Below are 25,207 nucleotides of genomic sequence, written 5' to 3'. Positions count from 1 at the left end.
TAAATCAAGCGCCGCAGTTTTGTGAGCAGCTTTTGCCAAACCATGACTATGGTCTAACGGGTTGTCCATCTGCCCATTTGCGTAGACCATGGGCGCCTTGGTTTTTTGCCTGTTTCCGAGTTCTTTGCCATGACTGCCCAATCCCCGGCCAAACCTGCGCCGTTCAGCCGCTCCGACTACAAGACCCTCGGCCTTGCGGCCCTGGGCGGCGCGCTGGAAATCTACGATTTCATCATCTTCGTGTTCTTCGCCCTGACCCTCAGCCAGTTGTTCTTCCCGCCGGAAATGCCTGAATGGCTGCGCCTGCTGCAAAGCTTCGGGATTTTCGTCACCGGTTACCTGGCGCGGCCGCTGGGCGGAATCCTGATGGCGCACTTCGCTGACCGAATGGGGCGCAAGAAAGTCTTCAGCCTGAGCATCTTGATGATGGCACTGCCGTGCCTGCTGATCGGCATCATGCCGACTTATGCACAGATCGGTTATTTCGCGCCGTTGTTGTTGCTGGCGCTGCGCATTCTGCAAGGTGCCGCGGTCGGCGGTGAGGTGCCGAGCGCCTGGGTGTTCGTCGCTGAGCACGCGCCAGCCGGCCATCGCGGTTATGCCCTGGGCTTTTTGCAGGCAGGGCTCACCTTCGGTTACCTGATCGGCGCATTGACCGCGACGTTCCTCGCTCAAGTCTTCACTCCGGCGGAGATCCTCGATTACGCCTGGCGCTATCCGTTCCTGCTCGGTGGCGTCTTTGGTGTGATCGGCATTTATCTGCGCCGCTGGCTGAGCGAAACCCCGGTGTTCATGGCCATGGAAGCGCAGCGCGAGGCACGGGTCGAACTGCCCTTGCGCACCGTTCTGCGCGAGCATCGACTGGCGATGTTGCCGGCAATGCTGCTGACCTGCGTGCTGACTTCGGCCGTGGTGGTCTTCGTGGTGATTACGCCGACCATGATGCAGAAAACCTTCGGCATGACCGCCAGCCACACCTTCGCCCTCAGCGCATTGGGCATTGTGTTTCTCAATATAGGCTGCGTGATTGCCGGATTGCTGGTCGACCGAATTGGCGCGTGGCGCACGGTCATGCTGTATAGCCTGCTGCTGCCGCTGGGCATCGGCGTGCTGTATGGCTGTTTGATCATGGGCGGCGATTGGGTTGGCCCGGCTTACGCCGTCGCCGGTCTGGCGTGCGGTGTGGTCGGTGCGGTGCCGTCGGTGATGGTCGGCTTGTTCCCTGCGCGCATTCGCGCGTCAGGCATATCGTTCACCTACAACATTGCCTACGCCGCGTGGGCCAGCATCACACCGTTGCTGCTGATCGGTCTGATGCCGTGGAGCCCGTGGATTTGTGTGATGTTCTGCGCGGTGATGGGCGTGGTGGGCCTCCTGACGGCGGCGTATTTTGGCGCGCGCATGCCGCGTTCGGAACAGTGTCAGGTGGCCGGAGCTGCGTGACTTTGCCGACCCGAACTATTTTTGACTGACGAGTCGCAAGCGCTCTTCAGAAAAGTTTTTCAAGGCCGATGGCTAGGCTGCATCCCGCTTTCTATCCTGCCCATCGGTACTTCCCCATGTTCAACAAACGCCTGAAGCAAGAGCTGGCCGCTCTTCGTGAAGAACTCTCCAGCCTTGTGCAAGTGAAGGAAAGCCTGGAAAGCGAGATGCTGGTGCTGAACCTTGAGCCCGACGGGCGCATTCAGTCGGTCAACCAGAACTTCCTCACCGAGATGCTCTACAAGAGTCAGGACCTGATCGGTCGGGCGATTGAAGACATCGTCCCGGCGCATGTGAAGTCCGACGAGTTTCATCACCGCTTCAAAAACGCCATGAACCGCGGCGAGCATTTCGCCGGTGCCGTGCGCCTGTTGCGCGGCAATGGTGAAGAAGCGTGGCTGCGTTCGATCGTGCAACCGGTGCGTTCTTCGGATGGGCGCATCAAGCACATTTCGCTGTTCGCCAGCGACCTGACCCGCACCATTGAAGCCTCCCGTGAACACGAAAACCTGATCGGCGCGTTGGTGCGTTCGACCGCGGTGATCGAGTTCGACCTCAACGGCAATGTGTTGAATGCCAACGATCGCTTCCTCAGTGGCATGGGTTACAGCCTGGCGCAGATCAAGGGCAAACATCACCGCATGTTCTGCTCGCCGGAGGAGTACAACAGCGCCGAGTACCAGAACTTCTGGCGTCGTCTGAATAATGGCGAGTTCGTCGCTGACCGCTTCAAACGTGTCGACAGCCATGGTCGTACGGTGTGGCTGGAGGCGTCCTACAACCCGGTGGTCGATGCCAACGACAAACTGTACAAAGTGGTGAAGTTCGCCACGGTGATTACCGATCAGGTCAACCGCGAGCAAGCCGTCGCCGAGGCGGCCAACATTGCCTACAGCACCTCGCAGCAAACCGACAGCACCGCCCAGCGCGGTACGACCGTGGTGACCGAAGCGGTCAATGTGATGCGAGACTTGTCGAAGCACATGCAAACCGCCGGTGAAGGCATCGAGGCGCTGAACGAGCAGTCGCTGGTGATCGGCACCATCGTCAAAACCATCAGCGGCATCGCCGAACAGACCAACCTGCTGGCGCTCAACGCCGCAATCGAAGCGGCCCGTGCCGGCGAGCAGGGGCGCGGTTTTGCCGTGGTGGCGGACGAGGTGCGGCAGTTGGCATCGCGTACCAGTCAGGCGACTGACGAGATCGTTGGCGTGGTGCGGCAGAACCAGGAAATGGCGCGCAACGCCGTGGCGCTGATGACCGATGGCAAGCTCCAGGCCGAACAAGGCCTGGCGCTGGCGGCAGAGGCGGGCACGGTAATCGTGGAGATTCAGGACGGTGCGCAAAAAGTCGTCAATGCCGTCGGCCAGTTCGCCAACCAACTGACTCACTGACCTGCACACAACCCCGGTAGGAGCTGACGAGTGAAACGAGGCTGCGATCTTTTGATTTTAAAGATCAGGTTCTAGATCAAAAGATCGCAGCGTGCCGCAGCTCCTACAGAGTTTTCACCTGCCTGTACTTCAGTGCTGGCGCTACAATCGGCTCCTTTTCCCCCGGAGCAGATCCCATGAGCGATTCCCACCGCCGCCCGGTGCCCCTGAACAAAGCCTACCGTTTACTCAATCACGGGCCGACCGTACTGGTCAGCGCCGCCCACGATGGTCAGCGCAACATCATGGCTGCAGCGTGGGCCATGCCGCTGGATTTCGAGCCACCGAAAGTCGCCGTCGTTCTCGATAAATCCACCTGGACCCGCCAACTGCTCGAAGCGTCCGGCACCTTCGTGCTCAACGTCCCGTGCGTCAATCAGGCCGACATCGTGCAAACCGTGGGCAATACGTCGGGCCTGGACATTACCCAGACCCAGGGCCAGGACAAATTTCAGGCGTATGGCCTGCAGACGTTTGCCGGCGAACAAGTCGAAGCACCGCTGCTCGACGGTTGCGTCGCCTGGCTTGAATGCCGCTTGCTGCCGGAGCCGCGCAACCACGAGCAATACGACCTGTTCCTCGCCGAAGTCATCGCCGCCCACGCCGATGAACGCGTGTTCAGCGACGGGCGCTGGCATTTCGAAGGGCATGACGGTTTGCGCACCTTGCACCACGTGGCGGGCGGGCATTTCCTGAAGATTGGCGATGCGGTGGTGGGTAAGACGTTAGCGGTCTGAATGGCTGTCGATGGCAAAACATTGCCGGATGTTGCAAGGTAGAGGGCATCGTCGAACCGATCAGGCGCATGCCCCATGGATCTTTCCCTATCGAGTTATCTGGCGCCGTTGCTGTCGCTGGCCCTGTTGTGGACGGTGGCCGTGGTCACGCCCGGCCCGAACTTCTTCAACATCGCGCAACTGGCGGTCAGCCACTCTCGCCGACATGGCGTCGTCGCGGCGCTCGGCGTCGCCAGCGGCACGGTGTTGTGGGGGTTGGCGGGCGGTTTGGGCATCCAGTCGCTGTTCAGTGCCGCGCCGACGCTATACCTGAGCTTCAAGATTGCCGGCGGCTGTTACCTGATCTACCTCGGGCTCAAGCAGTTCAAGCGCAAGGCGCCGATCGTTTCCGGGACGCTCGATAGCTCGGAGCAGACGTTGCTGGGCGCTTACGGGCGGGGCTTTCTGGGCAACATGACCAATCCAAAATCGGCACTGTTCGTCGCCACCATCTTCGCCACCGCCATGCCGGCTCACATCCCGCCACTGTTGCTGGCACTGGCGGTGCTGACCATGGCGACTCTGTCGTTCAGTTGGTATTGCAGCGTGGCGCTGTTCTTTGCCAGCCGACGTGTTGCCGGAGTTTACGAGCGGTCGCGACAGTGGCTGGATCGGTTGGCGGGCGGTTGCTATCTGTTGTTTGGTGCGCATCTGGTGGCTAATCGCTAATTCTGAAAGAGGCTGCATTTTCAGCGTCTTTCAACCTGGGCATTTCTCCAGCGAGCGCTGGAGCAGATTTGCTTCAAAGGTTTCGATGAGCGTGACCAACTCGTCGAAATAATAACCTTCAGGAGAGCCAGGTTCTGGCTCGCTGTCGAAAAGTGCAGACACGATTTTGAGCGCCGCACGGTAGTCCGCTTCGTTATGAATTGTACGAATGTTCACGGGCCACTCCATTTCAGGCCTGTCGTGATCGCTCGCTTGACCTTGGCTGTAAGTAAATCCGATGCCCCTAAAAGCATCGGATTTTTTATGCGTCGCAGTAATTACGCAGTTGGCTGAACGTTATCCAGCGCCTGATTCACCGCCAGCTCACTCAGCATGACGATTTGCGCGATGCCCAGCGCGGTCTTGCGGTGCGAGGTATCGAGCACGGCGGCGAAGTTGTTGAGCATCTCGGTGACCGAACCCAACGTTTCGCTGGCATTGGCCAGCAGGGATTCGGTGTCGTACACCGGGTTGGCGAGGTACATCGGTTCGTAGGGGCGATTGGACGCCATAAGGTGGGCGGCCGGTTTGAGGTAGTGGTCGAGGGCGCGGTCGGCCGCTTCGTGGAGTTTTTTGCTGTCGATGGAGGCGTAAGGAGAAGTTGGGTCGGTGTTTGTTTCGGGGGGATTGGGTGTTGGCTTTTTCATGGTGCTTCTCTCTCTAGAAAGGTTGCAGCTGACCCATTCGGTTTCCACGCGAATGGGTGGCAGCTGTACGCAGGCTGGAAACCCGGGCAGAGAGCGACCCCGGCAGACCCGAAGGTCTCCCGCGCACAGCCGCCATAACGGAGTGCACACCATGAAGGTGCGCAAGGATACGTTATGAATGGCGTTCGTGCGCTCTCAAACCACACGGGTTTCCAGGCCCGGTCACTGAATTGGCAGCGACGAGCACAGGCTAGAGAGCGGACGTCCGACGGACAACCTGAAAACCTTGTGGGACGGTTCTCTGTTTGCCTCGCAGCTTTTAAACATCCCGATTTGAAATACGCAGTGTGCTAAACAAAAGGCCTGCCTCATGGTAAGCCTTTTCTCTTTGCGTCCTGGCCTCAGTCCCCCAACGCTTCCCCTTCACGCCGTGGATCCGCACCACCCGCCAACGACGCTTTCCCCTGCGCATCCTTGACTCGCACGATGGCCTGGGTGCCGCTGGTCATGTCGATTTCATTCACCGCATGCCCTTTGTCTTTCAGCGCCTGAATCAGCGCCGGGCTGAACTGGCCTTGTTCCAGTTCGGTCGGGCCATTGCGGCTGCCGAAGTTGGGCAGGCTGATGGCGCTTTGTGGGTCGAGGTTCCAGTCGAGCAGGCCGACGGTGGTTTTCGCCACGTATTCGATGATCTGTGAACCGCCCGGCGAGCCGACGCTGGCGAGGAATTCGCCGCTGTTGCGGTCGAAGATCAGCGTCGGCGCCATCGACGAGCGCGGGCGTTTGCCCGGCTCGACGCGGTTGGCGACTTTCTGGCCGTTCTCTTCGGGGATGAACGAGAAATCGGTCATCTGGTTGTTCAGCAGAAAGCCCTGAACCATCAGGTGCGAGCCGAATGCTGCTTCGATGGTGGTGGTCATCGACACGGCGCCACCGAGGTCATCCACCGCGACAACCTGCGAGGTGGAGATGCGCAGCGGCGAGCGGTCTGGCGCGTAGGCCACCTGCACACCCGGCGGCGTGCCCGGTTTGGCGCTGCCCATGCTGCGTTCGCCGATCAGGCTGGCGCGGCTCGCCAGATAACCTGGATCGACCAGACCTTTGACCGGCACTGGCACGAAATCGGTGTCGGCGACGTATTGCGCGCGGTCGGCGTAGGCCAGACGTTCGGCTTCAGCGATCAAATGCACAGCTTGTGGATCGGGTTCGATGCCTGCCGGTTTGTCGGTTTTCAACGGTTTGAGCGGTGTCAGGGAAAGACGTGGATCGCGGGTTTCCAGCGCCTGCAACGTACCGAGAATCTGCGCCACGGCGATCCCCCCCGACGACGGCGGCGGCATGCCACAGACCTGCCAGCGTTTGTAATCGGTGCACAGCGGCGCGCGTTCTTTGGCTTTGTAACCTTGAAGGTCATTCAGCGACAGGCTGCCGGGGTTGGCGTGGCCCTGAACTTTGGCAACGATTTCTTCGGCGATCGGGCCTTTGTACAACGCGTCCGCACCTTCATTGGCGATGCGTTTGAGCACTGCCGCCAATGCCGGGTTTTGCAGACGCGTGCCGACGGCTTTGACGCTGCCATCGGCACTGAGGAAGTACTTGGCCATATCAGGCGACTGGCGGATGACTGGATCTGATTCCAGCAGCGAGTACAAACGCGGGGAGATCGCAAAGCCTTGCTCGGCCAGTTTGATCGCTGGCTCGAACAGCTTCGCCCACGGCAGGCGACCGTGTTGTTGGTGCGCCATCTCCAGCGCGCGCAACACGCCAGGCGTGCCGACCGAACGCCCACCGATCTGCGCTTGCGGGAACGACATCGGTTGGCCATCGGCGCGCAAGAACAGTTTCTCGGTCGCGCCGGCCGGTGCGGTTTCGCGGCCGTCATACGTGCGCACCTGTTTGCCGTCCCACAGCACGATCATCGCGCCGCCGCCGATCCCGGACGATTGCGGCTCAACCAGCGTCAATACCGCTTGCATCGCAATCGCCGCATCAATCGCCGAACCGCCCTGACGCAGCATCTCCCGACCGGCTTCAGCAGCCAGTGGATTGGCAGCCGCTGCCATGTGTTTGTTGGCGTGGCGAGTTTGCAGATCGGTGCGGTAACCGGAGGCAGCTTCCGGTGCCAGCGGCAAGGTCGAGGAGGGCGGGGCGTTGCACGCGGTGAGGGTCAGGGCGCTGATGATCAGCGTCAGGGCTGGCAGGCGAAAGCGGCTCAAGGGCAAGGCTGAAAACACGCGGGCTCTCCGTCCGTGGGATAAAAGTCTGAGGGACTTTATCGACCGCTCGGTCGCGACGCAAACCGGTGGGCATTTTTGTCTTTCTTTTCGGGGCGGATGTTCGCTAGGGTCAACCGCAATCGACCGATCGCACACGTCCCCTTGTAGGAGTGAGCCTGCTCGCGATAGCGGTGGGTCAGTCAGCAATGATGTTGGATGTGATGACGCTATCGCGAGCAAGCTCACTCCCACAATTACGAGATCAACAAGAGACCGATATGCACAACGAGTTCCCCACCGAGTCCAGCTACCGCGCCCAACGCGAACAGTTTCTGGCCGCCGCCAATGCCGCTGGCGCCACGCTCACCTCCTACGCGCATCCGCGCTGTGGGCCATTCGGTGAACCGCTGAGCACCGACGTCGCCGTGCTCGGCGATCCGCAGGCCAAGCGTCGCTTGGTAGCGCTCAGCGGCACGCACGGCGTCGAGGGCTATTACGGTTCGGACTGTCAGATCGAATGGCTGAAAACCTTCGAACCCGGCTCACTGCCCAAGGATGTTGCGGTAATCATGGTTCACCTGATCAACCCATGGGGCACCGCGTGGTTGCGGCGAGTCAACGAAGACAACATCGACCTCAACCGCAATCACCTCGATTTCACCGGGCCGTTGCCGGAAAACCGCGCTTACGCCGCACTGCATGAAATCTATGCGTGCAGCGACTTGAACGGCCCCGAGCGCCAACGCGCCGATGCCTTGCTCGATGCGCAAATCAACGAACACGGCTGGCCGGCGGTGATGTCGATTGTCGAGGGCGGTCAGCACAGCCATCCCGACGGACTGTTTTACGGTGGTCGCGCGCCGAGTTGGTCGAATCGCACCTTGCATCAAATCATCGACGCGCATCTGGCTGGCGCTGAAACCGTAATGTGCTTCGACCTGCACACCGGCGCCGGCGAATACGGTCATCCGATGTTGCTCACCATCACCCAGGCGCCTTATCCGGCACTGGCGCAAGCCCAAGCGATCCACGGCCCATGGCTTTATACGCTGCACACGGGCGCCGACACCTTGAGCGAAACTGGAGTGGCGGCGACGGCTACCGGTTACACCTCGCAAGCATTGCTCAATGCTTTACCGGACGTGCAATTGATGCCATTCGTGATCGAGTGCGGAACGTATCCGGGGCCAGACGTGCATCGGCATTTGCGTGATGATCATTGGCTGCTTCTGCATGGCGATCCGCTGGATGCGACGGGGCGGGGGATCAAGTTGAATCTGCTGGAGCAGTTTTATCCGGCGGATCCGGATTGGCGGGCGATGGTGGGGTTGCGGACTCGGCAGATTTGGGCGAAGGGTTTGGCGGCACTGTCGGCAGAGAATCCCGATTAGGTCTGCCAGAGTCCTGTTGCGAGGGGATTTATCCCCGATGGGCTGCGCAGCAGTCCCATTCATTTTCAATGAAGAGGAGGGGGCGCTTCGCACCCCATCGGGGATAAATCCCTTCGCCACGGGTTCGGTGTTGTCTCGAGGGATAAAAAGCGCTTATTGCTTAAATCCGGGCAGTCCATTCGCGGCACGCCACTTCTTCAAGGTTTCGTTGATGCCTTCTGCAGAATCATCGGTATCCACTGGCGGATAGAAAATCAAATCGGATCCTTCGGGATGTCCGCAAATAGAATTGAAGTGAAAGACGAGTCTGCTTTCTTCCTCCTCGGTTTCATCGTTTCCCATGATGCGCTCAAGCAGTTCAATGAACTCTTGTTCTGTGTAATCCGAAAGGCTTTGTCCAGTAACCATTTCTATCTTCCCTGTGAACATTTGCATCTTGCTTCGGGGTCATTAGAGCCCGGGTGCTTATTGCTTGAAGCCCGGAAGTCCATTCGCGGCTCGCCACTTTTTCACGGTTTCGGTGATTGCTTCGTTGGAGTTGTCCGCCCCATCTTCTGGGTAGTAGATCAAATCAGTTCCATCTGGATGTTCCGTGATGCTGCAAAAGTGATCTAACATCGGGTCAAGCACATCGTCAGAAGCATTTTTATTGGCTGTTCGAATCTCCTGCATAAAACGCAGAAATTCTGCCTCGGTGTACTCCGAAATACTGTTTTTGGTAAAAGGAGAGATCATATTTTGCGTTCGATGCCTATTGCTTGAAACCAGGCAGTTCGTTGGCTGCACGCCATGCTGCAACTGTACGAGCTATACCAGTGGACGATGTGTCAGCTCCGGGTTCTGGATAGTAAATAAGGTCCATCCCGCTTGGATGTCCAACAATCGAGTTGAAGTGCCGCACTAAAACATCTGCACGCTCATCAGTGGGCGCCTTATCTTCTTTTCTAATCTCGTCCACGAATTCAACGAAGTCTTGTTCGGTGTAGTCCGAAAAGCTGGGTTTGATGAATGGATCGTTCATGCTGTTCCCTATTCTTGGTGTATTTCGACGTGATTTTTTGGCGTGTGGATCCGCAGGTTATCAACGTCATAGACCTCGCCGCCTTCGGATATCAATTCCACGTGGTGAATCTCGTGAGAGATCCTCTTGCCCGCAGCATCCATCAAGCGAGCTCGCGGCGCCTTCCCGTTGCGCATACGTTCCAAGCTGTCATCGCTAACCTGCCCAGCTACCGCACCATCTCTCGAGACCGCGGTCCAGAAGGCTCGTCTGAATGAATCAAAAGTAGAGTATTCGCGCCCTCTCAGTGAATCAGCAATAGTGGTTGGGATTGGTGCGCCAGATCCCGTCCGGGCATGTTCCAACCAGACGCCGGATACATCCTCCCCAACCCCCGTCACCGTGCCCGGCGTCAATCTGGCCGGTTTCGAAAACACCACATACAGCGACTTCAACCCAGTCTCTGCCGGGAACACGAGAATACAATCCTCGGCAGTAATGTCCTCGCCCGGCAAGCCTTCTATCTGGCTATCAGTGTTCTCGGGAATCGGATGAACAAGGATCGTGTTCAGTTGCTCGCCGTGTTCGGGATAGACCAGCGGCGGCATTGATCCCAGTGGCCCGCGTTGCGGCGTCCACAAAATCGTAATGCCGTTGAGCTTGGCCTCCATCGCAGTCTTGTCGCTGTTCCACTCGACTTTGACGGTACGCACCGAGTCATCGCCCGAGGCGCCGGAGTGGATGCCGTAAATCTGCATGGCGCCTTCGGCATCACGCCGGAACTGGAAGCGCACACGAGTGGCGGCGCGGCTCATGCGGCGCAGCTGTTCATCGGTATGCAGCGTGCCGTCGCCCATTCGGGTCGGCAGCATCCCGAGGATGAACACGCTGGCCGGCCCAGCAGCGCCGCGAATGGCCCAGTTGAGGCGTTGTTGCAGAATCCCGCCGCCGGCCAAGCGGCCCAAGGCGAGATCGGCACCTATTGCCGTCGCGACAGCGGTGCTGGCGGAGGGAAAGAGCATGGCACCCGCAACCATGATCTTGCCGAAGTTGCTAGCGGGTTCGGGTGCCGTACCGGCGTCCGTTCGGCACCAGTTATCCACAGTGCAGGACTTGGCGAACACCTGATCTTCGCGAGGCTTGGGCGTTGGCCATTCATCCTTTTCGACGTACACCGGCTCCGGAGGGGGAGGCGGATTCCAAGCGGCCCACGAGCCGTTCCATCTCGGACGTTTCCAAGGCCAATCTTCATCGAAAAGAGATTTGAATCGAGCCATGCCAACTCCCTGTATGGCTTTGAATCGAGCCAGGGAAGCTTGTCGGTCGATGGGGGATTCGGGCAAACCGATGGGGTGAGTTTCAGGCGCGAGATTTTACGAAAAATCCAATTCGCACTTGAATCGCACCCGTTTCCTACGGCTGCTTCTGGGTCGATTGATTCAGATGAAACAGCGGGGTTTTGCGCTTGTAGTCTTTCGGTTTGGATGGCGGAGCAGACTGCATTTCTCCTACAGACTTTTCAGGTCGACAACTTACGCGCCTTTACTTGAGGATGGTTTCTATCGTTTTTTTCCAGGATGGATTTCAGATGAAAAGGATGAGTCCGTTGCCATTCAACTCTATTTCCAGTCGGCCATTGTCATGAGCATTTCCAATGAGGATCGCGATTTTCTGGTGGCGATGGGCAGTCGCATTGCTCACCTACGCACAGTGCACGAGATTACACAGACTCGGTTTGCACGGGCTTTAGGTCTTTCCCGGCAGACCTTTCAGGGCTACGAGGAGGGTACGCGCAGCATGCCGGTCACGACACTGGTGAAGATGGCATTTGCGCTGCGCGTGCCTGTTGAAGACCTGCTCGGGGTTCCCTCGTACAGGGAGACGCCCAGACGCAGTTTGACCTCGACGTGGTATCGACGGCTGCAGTCCATCAATGAGCTTTCGAAGGTTCAACAAAAGGTTATTGCGCAGATGCTCGACGCCCTGATTGCACAGGCAGCGAACAAAGGGAGCGACGAAGAAAAAGAAGTTTGAAGTAACCCAAAGAACGCGGAACCAAGGTGCACCAACACCTTGGCCCCGCTAACCACAAGCAGCTAAACTGGAGCTAATCATGGCTAAAACAAATCATACGTCATCAACCCCCATCACTGAACGCCGGTTGAAAATCGCCGCAGACTTTTACCCGGTCCACACCAAGGAAAAAACCTACAGCCCCGCCAAACCGGTGCCCTGGATCAGGCTACGTGGCCTGTGGTTACGGCAGGCAGGATTCGAGGTAAACGAGAACGTCAAAGTCCGGGTGATGAAGGGGTGTCTGGTGATTACCGCGGAATAACAGATCACCGAGACTTTTCTCGAGGCATAAAAAAACGGCCTACCTTTCGGTAAGCCGTTTTTAGTACTTGGTGGCTACACAGGGACTTGAACCCCGGACCCCAGCATTATGAATGCTATGCTCTAACCAACTGAGCTATGTAGCCAAGTGGCGCGCATTATTCCCCTGAAATGGGAAAGCGTCAAGCGTAAATTTAAAAATTTTTTCTACGCTTTCAACCGTTTATCAAAATCACTGGCTCAGCAGTGGCGAAGGGTAGCGCTGGAACCAGCGGCTGACCTGTTCATACGCATGCGCCAATTGCAGGACAGCGAAGTCGGCCTGGTGCTTGCCGATGATTTGCAGGCCCATCGGTAAACCGTTTGGATTGAATCCCGCCTGAACGTTGGCGACCGGGCAACCCGACAGCGTGCCGGGGATGACCACCTCCATCCAGCGGTGATACGTGTCCATCGCCACGCCCTCAATCGACGTCGGCCACGGCTGGGTTTTATCGAACGGGAAGACCTGGGCACTGGGCAGCAGCAGGTAATCGTAGTGTTCGAACAACCGAGAAATCGCCCGATACCAATCGCTGCGCACCACGGACGCGGCGAACACTTCGCTGGCCGAAAGCTTCAGACCGTTTTCCACTTCCCAGATCGCTTCCGGTTTCAGCAACGCGCGTTTCTGCGGATCGGCATAGGTTGCGCCCAAAGACCCCGCGACCATCCAGTGCCGCAACGTCCGCCAACTGTTCCAAAGCCGCTCAGGCGCGAACCCAGGCTCCACCGACTCCACGTGACAGCCAAGGCTCTCAAAATCGGCAAAGGTCTTCTCACACAGCGACAGCACGCCTTGCTCCATCGGCAGATACCCGTTGAAGTCCCCCAGCCAGCCCAGCCGCGTGCCTTTGAAATCCCGCTCCAACGGCGCCGCAAACGCCTCACCGGATTCAGCAATGGACAGCGGCGCCCGCGCATCGCCACCCGCCTGCACCGACAACAGCAATGCTGCATCCCTCACGCTGCGCGCCATCGGCCCTTCGTAACCCAACTGATCGAAAAACAAATCAGCACTGTCATCAAACGGCACACGCCCCTGCGACGGGCGAAAGCCAAAGATGTTGTTGAACGCCGCCGGATTACGCAGCGACCCCATCATGTCGCTGCCATCGGCCACCGGCACCAGATGCATCGCCAGTGCGGCCGCTGCGCCACCGCTACTGCCACCCGCGGTTTTGCTCGAATCAAAAGCGCAGCCTGTGGCACCAAACAACGGGTTGTAGCTTTGCGAACCGAGGCCGAATTCCGGGGTGTTGGTCTTGCCGATAATGATCGCGCCGGCTGCCTTGATCCGCTCGACCATGATGCCGTCGCGCTCAGGCACAAAATCCTTGTACAGCGGTGAACCCAGCGTGGTGCGAATGCCTTGGGTCAGCGACAGATCCTTGATCGCGTGCGGTAAGCCATGCATCCAGCCCCGGTATTCGCCACGCGCCAGTTCGGCATCGCGCTCATCGGCCTGAGCCAGCAGATGTTCCGGTGACTGCAGGCTGATCAGCGCATTCACCAGGGGGTTGAAACGTTCGATATGGGCAAGATAAGTCTGCATCACTTCCCGGCAGGACACCTGGCGCAGGCGGATGCGGTCGGCGAGCTCGTGGGCCTGCAACAGGACCAGTTCGCTGATGTTATTAGAGTTCATTGCAAGCGGCCTTTCAGACGGCTGGAAAAACGCCCCGCCAGTGTGACGGGGCGATAGAGATCAACGCATCAGGTTGGTCCAGAGACGATCAGCGAGACGGATCGCGCCTTCGCCGCAGGTCTTGCTGAATACCACATTGGTGCCTTCGGGAATGTGCAGTTCCGGCGCATCCTTGAGCGCTGCATCGAGGAACGGTTCGACACCTTTGATTGGGCTCTGGTGCTTGAGGAAGTTCTGCGTCATCGCCGAGTTTTCCGGTTGGCTGAGGAAGGCAATAAACGCCTTGGCATTCGCCGGATTCTTGCTGCCGGTGGGGATGACCATGTTGTCGACCCAGGCCAGCACGCCTTCTTTCGGGTAGAGATATTTCAGCGTCGGTTTCATCTCGCGGGCACGCATCGACGAGCCGCCCCAGAACATCGACATGTCGATTTCACCCGAGGCGAGGTTCTCGCGTATCGAGCCGGCCTTGGAGCTGTAGGTTTTCACGAACGGCTTCTGCGCTTTGAGCAGCGTCAGCACTTGTTGCATCTGTTTCGGGTCTTCGCTGCACAGCGGAATGTTCAGGTACAGGCTGGCCATGTCGACCATGTCGCTGACCGAGTCGAACATGTTGATGCGCCCCTGCAACTCGGTCGGCGGCTCATACAAAACCTTGTAGCTGTCGGCCGGGCCTTTGTAGCGCGCGGAGTCCAGCACAACGCTGGTGGTGCCCCAGATGAACGGCACCGAATACGCGCCTTCCGGATCCCAGCTCGGTTTTTTCAGGTTATCCACAACGCTGGCGTAGTAGGGTTCCTTGACCGGGTCGAAACGCTCCAGCAGGTTTTCCTTGATCAGGATCGGCACGAACTGGTGCGACGGAATCGCCACGTCATAACCTGCACCGCCCTGTTTCAATTTCGCCAACAAGGTCTCGTTGGAATCGTAGGAATCGACGGTGACTTCGATGCCGGTCTGCTTCTGGAACTTGGCGAGAATCTCCGGCGAAAAGTAGCCGCTCCAGCTCACCACGTTGAGTTTCTCGGCGGCCTGAACACTCGCGGCCATGCTCAGCGGCAATGTCAGGAACAACGAAGTGCCGATGCTTTTTATCCACTTGCTCATGCTATTTCCCCACAGGTCGTAGAAGGTTCAGGCGTTCTTTTTGCCCAACAGGTAAGAGAGGCTGACGAACAGCACCGAGACGCCGAGGATCAGCGTCGACACGGCGTTGACGTCGGGTGTCACGCCCATCCGTAGCAGGCCGAAAATGAAAATCGGCAGCGTTGTCGTGCCGGCCTGCGAGACCATCATCGAGATCACGAAGTTATCCAGCGAGACGATGAAGGCCAGCATCAGCCCGGAGAAAATCCCCGGCATCAGCAGCGGCAAGGTCACTTTGCGAAAGGTCCGCCACGGGCCGGCGTAGAGGTCGGACGAGGCTTGCTCCAGCGACAGGTCCATATCGTTCAGTCGCGCCCGAATCGGCAGGTAAGCAAAGGGAATGCAGAACACCGTGTGCGCAATGATCAGGTTGCCGTAACCCAGGGACAGACCGATGGTTGAGAACAATGCGAGCGTCGCCACACCGACGACAATTTCCGGCAGCACCAGCGGCAACATGATTGCGCCCATCGACAATTGCAGGCCCTTGAACTTGGCGCCGCGCGAGGTGCCGAGAGCGGCGAGGGTGGCAATCGCCGTGGCGATCATGCTCGCGCACACCGCGATCAACAGGCTGTTGCCGGCGGCCTGGCGCAAAGCCTGATTGGCGAACGCGGCGCGGTACCAGTCGAGGCTGAAACCGGTCCACACCGTCGCCGATTGGTTGGCGTTGAACGAGAACACCACCAGCACCACGATCGGCGCGTAGAGGTACAGATAGAACAGAAAACTGAAGCCGCCGAAACCGGGAAAGTCCTGCACGCCCAGCCCTTTGCGTTTGAATATTCCGATCATCACGCACCTCCTTTGGCGATGCGCTGGCGTTCGGCGCGCAGGGCATAAACGGTCAACACCAGCATCACCGCGGCCATCAGCACCAGCGACAGCGCTGCGCCAAATGGCCAGTTACGCGCATCGCTGAACTGCCGGAAGATCAGATTGCCGAGCATCATTCGCGTGCCGCCGCCGAGCAGTTCCGGGGCGATCATCGCGCCCAGGCATGGCACGAAGGTGAGGATGGCGCCGGCCAGAATCCCCGGTTTGGCGATTGGCAAAACCACTTTGCGTAACGTGCGCACACGTCCGGCGTAGAGATCCTGCGCCGCTTCGAGCAGGCGGATATCCATCTTTTCCAGCGTCGCGTAAATCGGCAGCACCACGAACGGCGCGTAGGTGTAAACCAGCCCCAGCAGCACCGCGCCGTCGGTGTACAACAGCTGCAACGGTTCATGGATAACGCCCATGCCCATCAGGCTGTTGTTGATCACTCCGGTGTTACGCAGGAGCAAAATCCACGCGTAGGTGCGAATCAACAGGTTGGCCCAGAACGGCACGGTGATCAGAAAGATCAGCAAACCACGTCGATGCGCCGGTTGCATCGCCAGCCACACCGCCACCGGAAAACCGATCAGCAACGTGATGATCGTGGTCAGCCCGGCAATGCCGATCGAGCGCAAAGCGATGAGCAAATACGAGTCGGCAAACGCGAGGCTGTCGTCCAGTTGCCGCTCGAACAGCAGCGAGGTGTAGGCGTCACTGCTGAAGACTTTGTTGACCCCGCCATAGGGGTTGGCCTCCATCAGCGAATAGCCGATGACGATGAGGATCGGCACCACCAAAAACAAACAGATGGCGATCAGCGCCGGGCTGACCCCGAGGAAACTCTGGAAGGCCTTGCGGCGTTCCAGCGTGTTGGCAATCGGTAAGGCATGCATGGCAATTCCTCCGGCTCAATCGTGCAGGACGCTGGCGCTTCCCCGGTCGAACAACAGACCGGCCTGGGAGCCGACGGCAAAGCGCAGGCTCTGGTCGACGCAGTTGGGCGTGCGCACGGTGAGGCGCGAACCGTCGCTGAGGCTGACCTGATATTGCAGGTCGGTGCCGAGATAGATCTGCGCTTCGATCCGGCACGGCAGCGCGTTTTCGCTGTTGGCCGGCAGCAGATGCAGGCGCTCGGGGCGTACCGACAACGTAACGTTGGCGCCGACCTGCACATCGCTGCACGGCTGTGCCGGCAGCGGATGACCCGCCGGGCCGGCGAACCATGCCTGACCGTCTTCCACACGAGTGACGGTGCCTTCGATGAAATTGGTTTCGCCAATGAAATCGGCGACGAAGCGATTGCGCGGCCGTTCGTAGATGTCTTCCGGACGGCCAACCTGCTGCACTTCGCCTTCGGACAACACGGCGATGCGGTCGGACATGGTCAGCGCTTCTTCCTGATCGTGGGTGACGAAGATGAAGGTGATGCCGGTCTTGGCCTGGATGGTTTTCAACTCTTCGCGCATCGCCTGACGCAGCTTGAGGTCGAGCGCGGAAAGCGGTTCATCGAGCAGCAGCACTTTTGGATGCGGTGCCAAAGCGCGGGCGAGAGCGACACGTTGTTGCTGGCCGCCCGACAGTTGCGCCGGTTTGCGATTGGCGAAACGTTCCATCTGCACCAGCGCCAGCATCTCGCGTACGCGCTCGGCGATTTGCGCCTTGGTGAGGATTTTGCCCATCGGGTGCGATTCAAGACCGAAAGCCAGGTTCTCGGCGATGGTCATGTGCGGGAACAGCGCGTAATGCTGGAACACCGTGTTGACCGGGCGCTGGAACGGCGGGCGATCAGCGATGTTTTCGCCGTAGAGCAGGATCTCGCCTTCAGTGGGAAATTCGAAGCCGGCGATCATCCGCAGCAGCGTGGTCTTGCCGCAGCCGGACGGGCCGAGAAGGGTGAAGAATTCGTTGTCGCGGATGTCCAGGTCGATGCTTTTCAGCGCCACCGGACCGGTCTGCGGATCACCGTAAACCTTGCGCACTGAGCGGATCGAGACCGCCAGCGTTTGCAGCGAATGCAGGGCATTCATGCGTTACCTCCGATTCCCCCATCGCCTGCGACTCGCTTTGCAAAGCGTTGCCGTCGGGCCATGGATATTATTTTTTTGGGCAGGATCGAGATTGCGTTCGGGTGTGAAACCAGCTGTTTTTTTGTTCTGCTGTGGCTCGATTATCAGCCAGGGGTTGCGCGGCGCGACACTTCAATTTAAACATGGCAGGTGTTAGTTAATTTAACAGCCGAAGGTGCCAGGAATCATGCCCGACCACCGTTTGCCGCCGCTCAACGCGGTGCGTGCCTTTGATGCCGCCGCCCGTTTGGGCAGCTACGTCGAAGCCTCGAAAGCCTTGCACGTGACCCAGCCTGCAATTGGCCGCCATGTGAAATTGCTTGAGGACTGGTTGGGCATTCAACTGTTCGAGCGCACCTCGCGCGGGGTCAACCTGACGCCGGCGGGGGAGAAGTACCACCGCAAGATCAGCGCCGCATTGCAGTTGATCATCGAGGCGGGCAAGGAGGCGCGGCCGAAAGATGCCGAGCGCTGGTTGCGGATCATGGTGGTGCCGGGTTTCGCCAAGCGCTGGTTGATGCCACGCATCGAAGCGCTGCGCCATCTGCGGCCGGGATTGAAACTGGCGATCGAGCCGAATTCGACCTTCACCGAAGTGGATGGCAAAAGCGCGGATCTCGGCATCGTCTATGGCCTCGACGGGCAATATGCCGACTCACGGGAAGCGCTGATTTGCCCACGGGTTTTTCCGATCTGCACGCCGGCGTATCTGGCCAGCGTCGCACCGATCAACAGCCCGGCCGATCTGGTCAGCCACGAACTGATCCATGTCGATGATGGCGAATGGTGGAACCTGTGGTTCGCCGCGCACGACCTCGATATCCATCTCAATTCCGACATGCTCTACGTCAACAATGACCACGCGCTGTCAGTCGCCGAGAGCGGGCAGGGCATCGCACTGGCCAACGAAGTGCTGGTGCGGCATGAACTGGCCAGCGGCACACTGGTGCGCGCAGTCGACGCCCAGGTGAAGCTTGAGAGTTATCGCGTGCTGACGCCGTCCGCCGAGCTCTCGGCGGACGTGGCGTGGTTTATTCAATGGCTCAAGGCCGAACTGGAAACGGACTTCCCCGAGGCCGTGATCAACTGAGGCGGAAGCGCGCGGTGTTGTCACTCAGCGCCTTGCTGCCTTGGCTGAGGGTGTCTGCGGCAAGATTCACCGCCCGTGCGCCTTCAAGCAAACGGACCGCCGCCTGATCGACCTGCTGGATATTGCCGCTGACTTCATCGGCGGTGCTGGCCTGTTCCTCCACTGCCGTGGCGATCTGCGCCAACGTATCGGTGACGCTCTGCACGGCGCTGGCGATTTCGCCCAGGCGCTCACCGAGACCGGTGACCGACTCGGCATCGGTTTGCGCCTGACCGCACGCGGCTTCCATCAAACTCACGGCTTCGTTGACCGTGGCGCGCAAGCTGTCGACTGTGCCAGCGATCTGCGCGGTAGACGATTGTGTGCGTTGCGACAGGCTGCGCACTTCGTCGGCGACCACGGCAAAGCCACGTCCCTGTTCTCCGGCGCGTGCGGCTTCGATGGCGGCGTTAAGCGCCAACAGGTTGGTTTGCTCGGCGACACCACGAATGGTGTCGACCACCAATTGAATCTGCTGGCCTTGCTCGCTGACCCGGCCCAACGCCGCTGCGGTGTCGTTCAAACGTTGATTGAGTTGCTGAATACTCGCCGTGGTGCGCTGGCTGTCGCGGCTGCTGTCGGCGGCAATGCGCCGGGTGTGCTGGGCGCTGCCGGAGGCCTGTTCGCAACTTTGCGCGACGCCTTGCGAGGTGGCGGCCAATTGCGTGGCGGCTGCGGCGATCTGGCTGATCTGCAACTGTTGCGCTTCGACTTCGCTGAGAGCGCCGCTGGAGTGTTCGTTGAGGCTGCGTACGGCATGGCTCAACTGCGAGGTTTCGTGATCGACACCGAGCATGCTCGCGCGCAGTTGCACCACGGCAACGTTGAGCGCGGTGCTGATCGCCGCCAACTCATCGCGGCCCACCACCGGCACTTGCAGGCTCAGGTTGCCATCGCGCAGGGCTTCGGCGAGCAGGGTGATGCCGCTGGCGCTACGACGAATCGAGGCTTGCAGGCAGATGAACAGGTACAGCGCCGCGAGCAGCAGGCAGCCGAAGATCGCCGCGACGATGATGAACTGACGGATCGCCGAGCCGTGGTAGGCGTCGAGGCGCTGATCCAGCGACACCAGCGATTGCTGGCGCAGGGCGGCGAGGTCGGTCAGCAGGGCATCGAGGTTGCGCTCGAAGTCTTCCGGCTTGAGCGTGATGCTGCCACCGAACACGCCGTCGTCGAGCACCTTCAGGCCGCTGTCGAGGCGTTTCAGGCTGTCGTGGTATTGGCTGGCCCAGCTCTGCTGATCTTTCGGCAGGCGTGCTTCGAGCAGCGTGGCGGTTTTCACCAGTTGCTCGCGGGCATCGCCGATGCGGCTGCGCAAGTCGCGCAATTGCAAACGGCTCTGCAGGGTGAACTGGCCAGAAACGACTGAGGCCTGGCCGACTGCAGCAAGGCGGCCGACGCGTTCAATCAAGTCCGGCGCGTGTTGCGTGGAGATTTGCGTGAGCAGATAGGTTTCCAGCCATGGCGCGAGGGTCAGGCGGTTGTCCATGACGATCTGTTCGCGTAACGCTTGCAGGGCGCTGAGGGCGTTGGTGAAACGGTCGTAGCCGTCCGGCCACCAACCGACGCTGCTGAGGCTTTTCGAGTCGAGGCCACCCAGTGCGGTTTGCAGCGCTTGATAGCGGGTAAGGGTTTCGCCTTCGGCGCCTTCGTTTTTCAGGGCGTTGCCCAAGTCGCTAGTGGCTTGCACAACCGCCGGTTGCACCGCGTCGAACGCGCCCATGGCGGCGAGGGTGGCCGGCGTCGGCTGGCGATTGGTTTCCGTGGCGCGCCAGCGGGCGGCGCGGTCACGTTGGGCGGCGAGCAGGTTGTCCAGCGCATCCAGCGCGAGCAACTGGCGCACGCCGGCGCGTTCGCCGGAGATCAGATTGAGCTTGTCGCGATAGTCCTGGCCGATCATCAACAGGCTGCCGGCCAACGGCAGAATGAACAGCAGAAACAACAACTGGAATTTACCTGCGAAGCCAAACCGCCCCAGCAATTTGATCCCCGGTGAAAGGAAAGCCTGCATGCCCCATGACTCCTCTGGACACCACGCACCATCGGCGTGCATCGCGGTCGTTCGACGTTGATGTTGTGCCCTGCTAAAAGGCCTCGAAAGTTCACTCTCGCCCGCTCTGTAGGCCGGCTCTGTAGCGAAACTTCCCATTGTCGGTGCCCTTTGTAAGGGCGCCGCGTTCAAGGGATGAAGCAAGGCAAGATTCAGACCATGGCGTTGCGCTATTACCTTCCCGGAAAAAATGATTTCCCCTGTAGGAGCTGCCGAAGGCTGCGATCTTTTGATCTTGAAAGATCGCAGCTCCTACAGGAGGGATCGATCGTTGATCAGTTAGTTAGCTGGCTAAGGGGATGGCGCTGACGCACTGAAAAATGGCACATTGACGCACCTGCCTGTGTGCACCCATCTGTTGTCCGGAAACTTCCATGTCTACCAGCAACGTTCAGACCGCCGCTGCCTCGGCGCCTGCTGCTCCTCAAAGCAGTCCATTGGTGATGCGTATCATCGGCGCGGTGGCGCTGGCGCATTTGATCAACGACCTGATCCAATCGGTACTGCCGTCGATCTACCCGATGCTCAAGGCCAATTACGGCCTGACATTTACTCAGGTCGGCCTGATCACGCTGACCTTCCAGCTGACTGCATCGCTGTTGCAGCCGTGGGTCGGTTATCACACCGATCGGCATCCGAAACCGTGGCTGTTGCCGGTAGGCTCCATTTGCACGCTGATTGGCATCGTGATGATGTCGATGGTCGGCAGTTTTCCGCTGATTCTGCTGGCAGCGGCGCTGATCGGTATCGGTTCATCGACCTTCCACCCCGAAGCCTCGCGGATTGCGCGGCTGGCCTCCGGTGGACGCTTTGGTCTGGCGCAATCGACCTTCCAGGTCGGCGGTAACGCAGGTTCCGCGTTCGGGCCGTTGCTGGCGGCGGCGATCATCATTCCGTTCGGTCAAGCCAACGTGGCGTGGTTCGGCCTGTTCGCGGTGTTTGCGCTGTTCGTGCTGTACCGCATCAGTCGCTGGTACGCCCATCACCTCAATCTGTTCAAGCTCAAGGCCGGTCAGGCCGCGACTCACGGGCTGTCGAAGGGCAGGGTGACCAGTGCGTTGGTGGTGCTGGGGCTGTTGGTGTTTTCGAAGTATTTCTACATGGCCAGCCTGACCAGTTACTTCACGTTCTACCTGATCGAGAAGTTCGACCTGTCGGTGGCCAGTTCGCAGCTGCACTTGTTCCTGTTCTTGGGCGCGGTGGCGGCTGGGACGTTCTTCGGCGGGCCGATTGGCGACAAGATCGGGCGTAAGGCGGTGATCTGGTTCTCGATCCTCGGTGTTGCGCCGTTCACGTTGCTGATGCCTCATGTCGATCTGTTCTGGACCACAGTCCTCAGCGTGGTGATCGGCTTCATCCTCGCCTCGGCGTTCTCGGCGATTGTGGTGTATGCGCAGGAGTTGGTGCCGGGCAATGTCGGGATGATTGCCGGGGTGTTCTTCGGTTTGATGTTCGGGTTTGGCGGGATTGGTGCGGCGTTGCTCGGGCATCTGGCGGATGTGCACGGGATTGAGTACGTGTATTTCCTCTGCTCGTTCTTGCCGTTGTTTGGCGTGTTGGCGATTTTCTTGCCGCGCACCAAAAAGGCCTAAGATCAAAAGATCGCAGCCTTTGGCAGCTCCTACATGGGATTGATGTACACCTGTTGGAGCTGCCGAAGGCTGCGATCTTTTAACAATCTTTCAGGCACAAAAAAGCCGCGTATCAAACGCGGCTTTTTCTTGGGCGTAACGCTTACACGTTGAAGCGGAAGTGCATCACGTCGCCATCCTTGACGATGTAATCCTTGCCTTCCAGACGCCATTTACCGGCTTCTTTGGTACCGGCTTCGCCCTTGTACTGGATGAAGTCGTTGTAGGCGATCACTTCGGCGCGGATAAAGCCTTTCTCGAAGTCGGTGTGGATCACGCCGGCAGCCTGAGGTGCGGTGGCACCGACTTTGACGGTCCAGGCGCGGACTTCTTCGACACCGGCGGTGAAGTAGGTCTGCAGGTGCAGCATTTCGTAGCCGGCGCGGATCACGCGGTTCAGGCCAGGCTCTTCCAGGCCCAGGGCCTCGAGGAACATGTCTTTCTCTTCGCCGTCATCGAGCTCGGCGATTTCCGCTTCGATCTTGTTGCAGACCGGAACCACCATCGCGCCTTCTTCTTCGGCAATGGCGCGAACCACGTCCAGATGCGGGTTGTTCTCGAAACCGTCTTCAGCAACGTTGGCGATGTACATGACCGGCTTGGTGGTCAGCAGGTGGAAGCCCTTGATCACGGCCTTTTCGTCAGCGCTCATGTTCTTCATCAGGCTGCGCGCAGGCTTGGCTTCGGTGAAGTGTGCGATCAGTTGCTCCAGCAGAGCCTTCTGAACGACGGCGTCCTTGTCACCACCCTTGGCGTTGCGCGCGACTTTCTGCAGTTGCTTCTCGCAGCTGTCGAGGTCGGCGAAGATCAGTTCCAGATCGATGATTTCGATGTCGCGCTTCGGGTCGACGCTGTTGGAAACGTGGATCACGTTCTCGTCTTCGAAGCAGCGCACCACGTGAGCGATCGCGTCGGTTTCGCGGATGTTGGCGAGGAACTTGTTGCCCAGGCCTTCACCTTTCGAGGCGCCGGCAACGAGGCCCGCGATGTCGACGAATTCCATGGTGGTCGGCAGGATGCGCTTCGGATTGACGATGGCCGCCAAGGCTTCCAGACGCGGATCCGGCATCGGCACGATGCCGCTGTTCGGCTCGATGGTGCAGAAGGGGAAGTTCTCGGCCGCGATACCGGATTTGGTCAGGGCGTTGAACAGGGTGGACTTGCCGACGTTAGGCAGGCCGACGATGCCGCAATTGAATCCCATGGTGTTTCCCCTCGGAGTAGAGTCAGGCCTTCTGGCTGTGCAGGTTTTTCATCGCGCGGTTCCATTCACCGGCGAGGATATCCGGCAGCACGCCGAGGGCAAAGTCGATGCTGGCATCGAGTTTTTCCTGTTCGGCGCGTGGCGCACGACCCAGGACGAAATTTGAAACCATACTGGCGACGCCCGGGTGGCCGATGCCAAGCCGCAGGCGGTAGAACGTATTCTGATTGCCCAGTTGCGCAATGATGTCGCGCAACCCGTTATGACCGCCATGGCCGCCGCCCTGCTTGAGCTTGGCAACGCCCGGAGGCAAGTCGAGTTCGTCATGCGCCACGAGGATTTCTTCAGGCTTGATGCGGAAGAAACCGGCGAGTGCCGCCACGGCCTGGCCGCTGCGGTTCATGTAAGTGGTGGGAATCAGCAGACGAACATCCTGACCCTGATGCGAATAGCGCCCTGTCAGGCCGAAATATTTGCGATCGGCCACAAGATTCACATTCTGTGCTTGGGCGATGCGCTCAACAAAAAGGGCCCCTGCGTTATGCCGGGTCTGGTCGTATTCGGCGCCTGGATTTCCCAGGCCAACGATCAGTTTGATGGCAGTCACGATAGGGGCCCTTCCTTTGAGTGGTGAGTAACATCGCCGCGATCAGGAAAAGCGGCGAAAGTGGACGAAAAATGCTCATTTACCATGGATGTAAACTCCGCGTTCTCGCCCGCTTTCTCGCTACGTTCCAGTCCGCGATGTTACTTGCTCACTCAGGCATGACAGAGTGAATTACTCTGCTGCGCCTTCTTCGGTAGCTTCTGGAGCAACACGTGGAGCGTGGACGTTGGCAACAGCCTTGTCATCGCCGTGTGCCAGAGCAACGAACTCAACGCCTTTAGGAGCTTTGAGGTCCGACAGGTGAATGATCGAACCGATTTCAGCGTTAGCCAGGTCGACTTCGATGAACTCAGGCAGATCTTTCGGCAGGCAGGAAACTTCGATTTCAGCAACAACGTGCGAAATCTCGCCGCCTTTCTTCACTGGAGCAGCTTCGTTGATGAAGTGCACAGGAACGGTAGCGGTCAGTTTCTGGCCAGCGACAACGCGTACGAAGTCAGCGTGCAGAACGTGGCCTTTAGCCGGGTGACGTTGCAGAGCTTTGATGATTACGTTCTGCTTGGTGCCGCCAACGTTCAGCTCGATGATGTGGCTGTAAGCCGCTTCGTTTTCGAGCAGTTTGGCAACTTCTTTGGCCAGCATGCTGATGGATTCAGGGGCTTTTTCGCCACCGTAAACAACAGCTGGAACCAGGGCGGCGAGACGACGCAGGCGGCGGCTCGCACCTTTCCCCAGGTCGGAACGCACTTCAGCATTCAGAGTAAAATCGTTCATTTTGTATCTCCAAAATAGCCATGACCGAGTGGCGTTTGCGACCAGCGCCGAACACGGTATGGGCAAAAAAGCCCCGCCCCGACAGGAATGCCGGGGCGGGG

At 59.2% G+C, this 25,207-nt stretch carries 24 protein-coding genes, 1 tRNA gene and 1 pseudogene; 9 read left to right on the top strand and 17 right to left on the bottom strand.

The window, feature by feature from the left end; translation table 11 throughout:
- Positions 1-129: 129 nt before the first annotated feature.
- The 4 genes from P3G59_RS24420 to P3G59_RS24405 all read left to right on the top strand — a co-directional run bounded on the left by P3G59_RS24420 (position 130) and on the right by P3G59_RS24405 (position 4,360).
- Positions 130-1,443, top strand: coding sequence for an MFS transporter (locus tag P3G59_RS24420; RefSeq protein ID WP_277759294.1), 1,314 nt, complete (start codon positions 130-132; stop codon positions 1,441-1,443).
- A 116-nt stretch (positions 1,444-1,559) separates the two neighbouring features.
- A complete protein-coding gene (locus P3G59_RS24415) occupies positions 1,560-2,876 on the top strand; it encodes a PAS domain-containing methyl-accepting chemotaxis protein (RefSeq protein WP_277759293.1) in 1,317 nt (438 codons plus the stop codon).
- A gap of 176 nt (positions 2,877-3,052) precedes the next feature.
- Complete coding sequence (locus P3G59_RS24410; RefSeq protein WP_277759292.1) at positions 3,053-3,652, top strand: flavin reductase family protein; 600 nt, start codon at positions 3,053-3,055, stop codon at positions 3,650-3,652.
- 75 nt (positions 3,653-3,727) lie between these two features.
- Entirely contained in the window at positions 3,728-4,360 is a 633-nt protein-coding gene (locus tag P3G59_RS24405) for a LysE family transporter (protein ID WP_277759291.1), read from the top strand.
- 69 nt (positions 4,361-4,429) lie between these two features.
- On the opposite strand, the pseudogene P3G59_RS24400 reads toward P3G59_RS24405, so the two are convergent.
- The 3 genes and pseudogenes from P3G59_RS24400 to ggt form a co-directional block, all read right to left on the bottom strand.
- Positions 4,430-4,576 (bottom strand): annotated as a pseudogene (locus tag P3G59_RS24400) (transcriptional regulator); the annotation flags it as partial.
- Positions 4,577-4,677: 101 nt separating this feature from the next.
- Positions 4,678-5,046, bottom strand: a complete 369-nt coding sequence (locus P3G59_RS24395) for a DUF6124 family protein (RefSeq protein ID WP_277759290.1) — start codon at positions 5,044-5,046, stop codon at positions 4,678-4,680.
- A 401-nt stretch (positions 5,047-5,447) separates the two neighbouring features.
- On the bottom strand, positions 5,448-7,280 hold the full coding sequence (gene ggt, locus P3G59_RS24390; RefSeq protein ID WP_277759289.1) for a gamma-glutamyltransferase: 1,833 nt from the start codon (positions 7,278-7,280) through the stop codon (positions 5,448-5,450).
- A 260-nt stretch (positions 7,281-7,540) separates the two neighbouring features.
- Between ggt and P3G59_RS24385 the strand changes: the two genes are divergently transcribed.
- A complete protein-coding gene (locus P3G59_RS24385; protein WP_277759288.1) occupies positions 7,541-8,653 on the top strand; it encodes a DUF2817 domain-containing protein in 1,113 nt (370 codons plus the stop codon).
- Positions 8,654-8,806: 153 nt separating this feature from the next.
- Here P3G59_RS24385 and P3G59_RS24380 read toward each other — a convergent pair whose 3' ends face one another.
- Genes P3G59_RS24380 through P3G59_RS24365 form a run of 4 tightly spaced genes read right to left on the bottom strand, consistent with a single transcriptional unit; the run spans position 8,807 to position 10,930 of the window.
- Positions 8,807-9,061: a bacteriocin immunity protein gene (locus P3G59_RS24380; protein WP_095190649.1), complete on the bottom strand. Its 255-nt coding sequence runs from the start codon at positions 9,059-9,061 to the stop codon at positions 8,807-8,809.
- A 57-nt stretch (positions 9,062-9,118) separates the two neighbouring features.
- A complete protein-coding gene (locus P3G59_RS24375) occupies positions 9,119-9,388 on the bottom strand; it encodes a bacteriocin immunity protein (protein ID WP_277759287.1) in 270 nt (89 codons plus the stop codon).
- 16 nt (positions 9,389-9,404) lie between these two features.
- Positions 9,405-9,674 (bottom strand): bacteriocin immunity protein, encoded by a 270-nt coding sequence (locus tag P3G59_RS24370; RefSeq protein WP_277759286.1) that lies wholly within the window; start codon positions 9,672-9,674, stop codon positions 9,405-9,407.
- 8 nt (positions 9,675-9,682) lie between these two features.
- Complete coding sequence (locus P3G59_RS24365) at positions 9,683-10,930, bottom strand: S-type pyocin domain-containing protein (protein ID WP_277759285.1); 1,248 nt, start codon at positions 10,928-10,930, stop codon at positions 9,683-9,685.
- A gap of 364 nt (positions 10,931-11,294) precedes the next feature.
- Here P3G59_RS24365 and P3G59_RS24360 point away from each other — a divergent pair, with 364 nt between their 5' ends.
- Both P3G59_RS24360 and P3G59_RS24355 read left to right on the top strand, forming a co-directional pair.
- Positions 11,295-11,687: a helix-turn-helix transcriptional regulator gene (locus P3G59_RS24360; RefSeq protein ID WP_277759284.1), complete on the top strand. Its 393-nt coding sequence runs from the start codon at positions 11,295-11,297 to the stop codon at positions 11,685-11,687.
- Positions 11,688-11,766: 79 nt separating this feature from the next.
- The gene (locus P3G59_RS24355; protein WP_123535560.1) at positions 11,767-11,991 is read left to right on the top strand and encodes a SymE family type I addiction module toxin; all 225 of its coding nucleotides are present in this window, start codon (positions 11,767-11,769) and stop codon (positions 11,989-11,991) included.
- Positions 11,992-12,059: 68 nt separating this feature from the next.
- Here P3G59_RS24355 and P3G59_RS24350 read toward each other — a convergent pair.
- The 6 genes from P3G59_RS24350 to P3G59_RS24325 form a co-directional block, all read right to left on the bottom strand.
- Positions 12,060-12,136, bottom strand: a tRNA-Met gene (locus tag P3G59_RS24350).
- Between the two features lie 86 nt (positions 12,137-12,222).
- A complete protein-coding gene (locus tag P3G59_RS24345) occupies positions 12,223-13,677 on the bottom strand; it encodes an amidase (RefSeq protein WP_277759283.1) in 1,455 nt (484 codons plus the stop codon).
- A 60-nt stretch (positions 13,678-13,737) separates the two neighbouring features.
- On the bottom strand, positions 13,738-14,784 hold the full coding sequence (locus P3G59_RS24340; protein ID WP_277759282.1) for an extracellular solute-binding protein: 1,047 nt from the start codon (positions 14,782-14,784) through the stop codon (positions 13,738-13,740).
- A 27-nt stretch (positions 14,785-14,811) separates the two neighbouring features.
- The gene (locus tag P3G59_RS24335) at positions 14,812-15,618 is read right to left on the bottom strand and encodes an ABC transporter permease (RefSeq protein WP_277759281.1); all 807 of its coding nucleotides are present in this window, start codon (positions 15,616-15,618) and stop codon (positions 14,812-14,814) included.
- Positions 15,618-16,538 (bottom strand): ABC transporter permease, encoded by a 921-nt coding sequence (locus P3G59_RS24330; protein ID WP_277759280.1) that lies wholly within the window; start codon positions 16,536-16,538, stop codon positions 15,618-15,620. The genes P3G59_RS24335 and P3G59_RS24330 overlap by 1 nt, the downstream gene beginning before the upstream one ends.
- Before the next feature lie 15 nt (positions 16,539-16,553).
- Positions 16,554-17,672 (bottom strand): ABC transporter ATP-binding protein, encoded by a 1,119-nt coding sequence (locus P3G59_RS24325; protein WP_277759279.1) that lies wholly within the window; start codon positions 17,670-17,672, stop codon positions 16,554-16,556.
- Between the two features lie 226 nt (positions 17,673-17,898).
- Between P3G59_RS24325 and P3G59_RS24320 the strand changes: the two genes are divergently transcribed.
- Positions 17,899-18,801 (top strand): LysR substrate-binding domain-containing protein, encoded by a 903-nt coding sequence (locus P3G59_RS24320; RefSeq protein ID WP_277759278.1) that lies wholly within the window; start codon positions 17,899-17,901, stop codon positions 18,799-18,801.
- On the opposite strand, the gene P3G59_RS24315 is transcribed toward P3G59_RS24320, so the two are convergent.
- Complete coding sequence (locus P3G59_RS24315) at positions 18,794-20,851, bottom strand: methyl-accepting chemotaxis protein (RefSeq protein ID WP_277759277.1); 2,058 nt, start codon at positions 20,849-20,851, stop codon at positions 18,794-18,796. The genes P3G59_RS24320 and P3G59_RS24315 overlap by 8 nt on opposite strands.
- Before the next feature lie 413 nt (positions 20,852-21,264).
- Between P3G59_RS24315 and P3G59_RS24310 the strand changes: the two genes are divergently transcribed.
- Positions 21,265-22,482 carry an MFS transporter gene (locus P3G59_RS24310; RefSeq protein ID WP_277759276.1) on the top strand — a complete coding sequence of 406 codons (1,218 nt, stop codon included), beginning with the start codon at positions 21,265-21,267 and terminating at the stop codon, positions 22,480-22,482.
- A 142-nt stretch (positions 22,483-22,624) separates the two neighbouring features.
- Here P3G59_RS24310 and ychF read toward each other — a convergent pair whose 3' ends face one another.
- The 3 genes from ychF to P3G59_RS24295 form a co-directional block, all read right to left on the bottom strand.
- Positions 22,625-23,725, bottom strand: a complete 1,101-nt coding sequence (gene ychF / locus P3G59_RS24305; RefSeq protein ID WP_007912904.1) for a redox-regulated ATPase YchF — start codon at positions 23,723-23,725, stop codon at positions 22,625-22,627.
- Positions 23,726-23,747: 22 nt separating this feature from the next.
- Positions 23,748-24,332 (bottom strand): aminoacyl-tRNA hydrolase, encoded by a 585-nt coding sequence (gene pth / locus P3G59_RS24300; protein WP_129395494.1) that lies wholly within the window; start codon positions 24,330-24,332, stop codon positions 23,748-23,750.
- Between the two features lie 171 nt (positions 24,333-24,503).
- A complete protein-coding gene (locus tag P3G59_RS24295; RefSeq protein WP_277759275.1) occupies positions 24,504-25,106 on the bottom strand; it encodes a 50S ribosomal protein L25/general stress protein Ctc in 603 nt (200 codons plus the stop codon).
- Positions 25,107-25,207: the final 101 nt, after the last annotated feature.

This window comes from Pseudomonas sp. A34-9, assembly GCF_029543085.1.
GTDB lineage: Bacteria > Pseudomonadota > Gammaproteobacteria > Pseudomonadales > Pseudomonadaceae > Aquipseudomonas.
This window is presented reverse-complemented; position numbering and strand designations above follow the sequence as displayed.

Excerpts from the sequence above, each read along its gene's own strand:
- P3G59_RS24355 (WP_123535560.1), top strand. The coding sequence starts at position 11,767 with ATGGCTAAAACAAATCATACGTCATCAACCCCCATCACTGAACGCCGG.
- P3G59_RS24370 (WP_277759286.1), bottom strand. The coding sequence starts at position 9,674 with ATGAACGATCCATTCATCAAACCCAGCTTTTCGGACTACACCGAACAA.
- P3G59_RS24310 (WP_277759276.1), top strand. The coding sequence starts at position 21,265 with ATGTCTACCAGCAACGTTCAGACCGCCGCTGCCTCGGCGCCTGCTGCT.
- P3G59_RS24360 (WP_277759284.1), top strand. The coding sequence starts at position 11,295 with ATGAGCATTTCCAATGAGGATCGCGATTTTCTGGTGGCGATGGGCAGT.
- P3G59_RS24365 (WP_277759285.1), bottom strand. The coding sequence starts at position 10,930 with ATGGCTCGATTCAAATCTCTTTTCGATGAAGATTGGCCTTGGAAACGT.
- P3G59_RS24345 (WP_277759283.1), bottom strand. The coding sequence starts at position 13,677 with ATGAACTCTAATAACATCAGCGAACTGGTCCTGTTGCAGGCCCACGAG.
- P3G59_RS24335 (WP_277759281.1), bottom strand. The coding sequence starts at position 15,618 with ATGATCGGAATATTCAAACGCAAAGGGCTGGGCGTGCAGGACTTTCCC.
- P3G59_RS24325 (WP_277759279.1), bottom strand. The coding sequence starts at position 17,672 with ATGAATGCCCTGCATTCGCTGCAAACGCTGGCGGTCTCGATCCGCTCA.
- P3G59_RS24315 (WP_277759277.1), bottom strand. The coding sequence starts at position 20,851 with ATGCAGGCTTTCCTTTCACCGGGGATCAAATTGCTGGGGCGGTTTGGC.
- P3G59_RS24320 (WP_277759278.1), top strand. The coding sequence starts at position 17,899 with ATGCCCGACCACCGTTTGCCGCCGCTCAACGCGGTGCGTGCCTTTGAT.
- P3G59_RS24420 (WP_277759294.1), top strand. The coding sequence starts at position 130 with ATGACTGCCCAATCCCCGGCCAAACCTGCGCCGTTCAGCCGCTCCGAC.
- P3G59_RS24410 (WP_277759292.1), top strand. The coding sequence starts at position 3,053 with ATGAGCGATTCCCACCGCCGCCCGGTGCCCCTGAACAAAGCCTACCGT.
- P3G59_RS24385 (WP_277759288.1), top strand. The coding sequence starts at position 7,541 with ATGCACAACGAGTTCCCCACCGAGTCCAGCTACCGCGCCCAACGCGAA.
- P3G59_RS24395 (WP_277759290.1), bottom strand. The coding sequence starts at position 5,046 with ATGAAAAAGCCAACACCCAATCCCCCCGAAACAAACACCGACCCAACT.
- P3G59_RS24330 (WP_277759280.1), bottom strand. The coding sequence starts at position 16,538 with ATGCATGCCTTACCGATTGCCAACACGCTGGAACGCCGCAAGGCCTTC.
- P3G59_RS24375 (WP_277759287.1), bottom strand. The coding sequence starts at position 9,388 with ATGATCTCTCCTTTTACCAAAAACAGTATTTCGGAGTACACCGAGGCA.
- P3G59_RS24340 (WP_277759282.1), bottom strand. The coding sequence starts at position 14,784 with ATGAGCAAGTGGATAAAAAGCATCGGCACTTCGTTGTTCCTGACATTG.
- P3G59_RS24380 (WP_095190649.1), bottom strand. The coding sequence starts at position 9,061 with ATGGTTACTGGACAAAGCCTTTCGGATTACACAGAACAAGAGTTCATT.
- ychF (WP_007912904.1), bottom strand. The coding sequence starts at position 23,725 with ATGGGATTCAATTGCGGCATCGTCGGCCTGCCTAACGTCGGCAAGTCC.
- P3G59_RS24405 (WP_277759291.1), top strand. The coding sequence starts at position 3,728 with ATGGATCTTTCCCTATCGAGTTATCTGGCGCCGTTGCTGTCGCTGGCC.
- P3G59_RS24415 (WP_277759293.1), top strand. The coding sequence starts at position 1,560 with ATGTTCAACAAACGCCTGAAGCAAGAGCTGGCCGCTCTTCGTGAAGAA.
- P3G59_RS24295 (WP_277759275.1), bottom strand. The coding sequence starts at position 25,106 with ATGAACGATTTTACTCTGAATGCTGAAGTGCGTTCCGACCTGGGGAAA.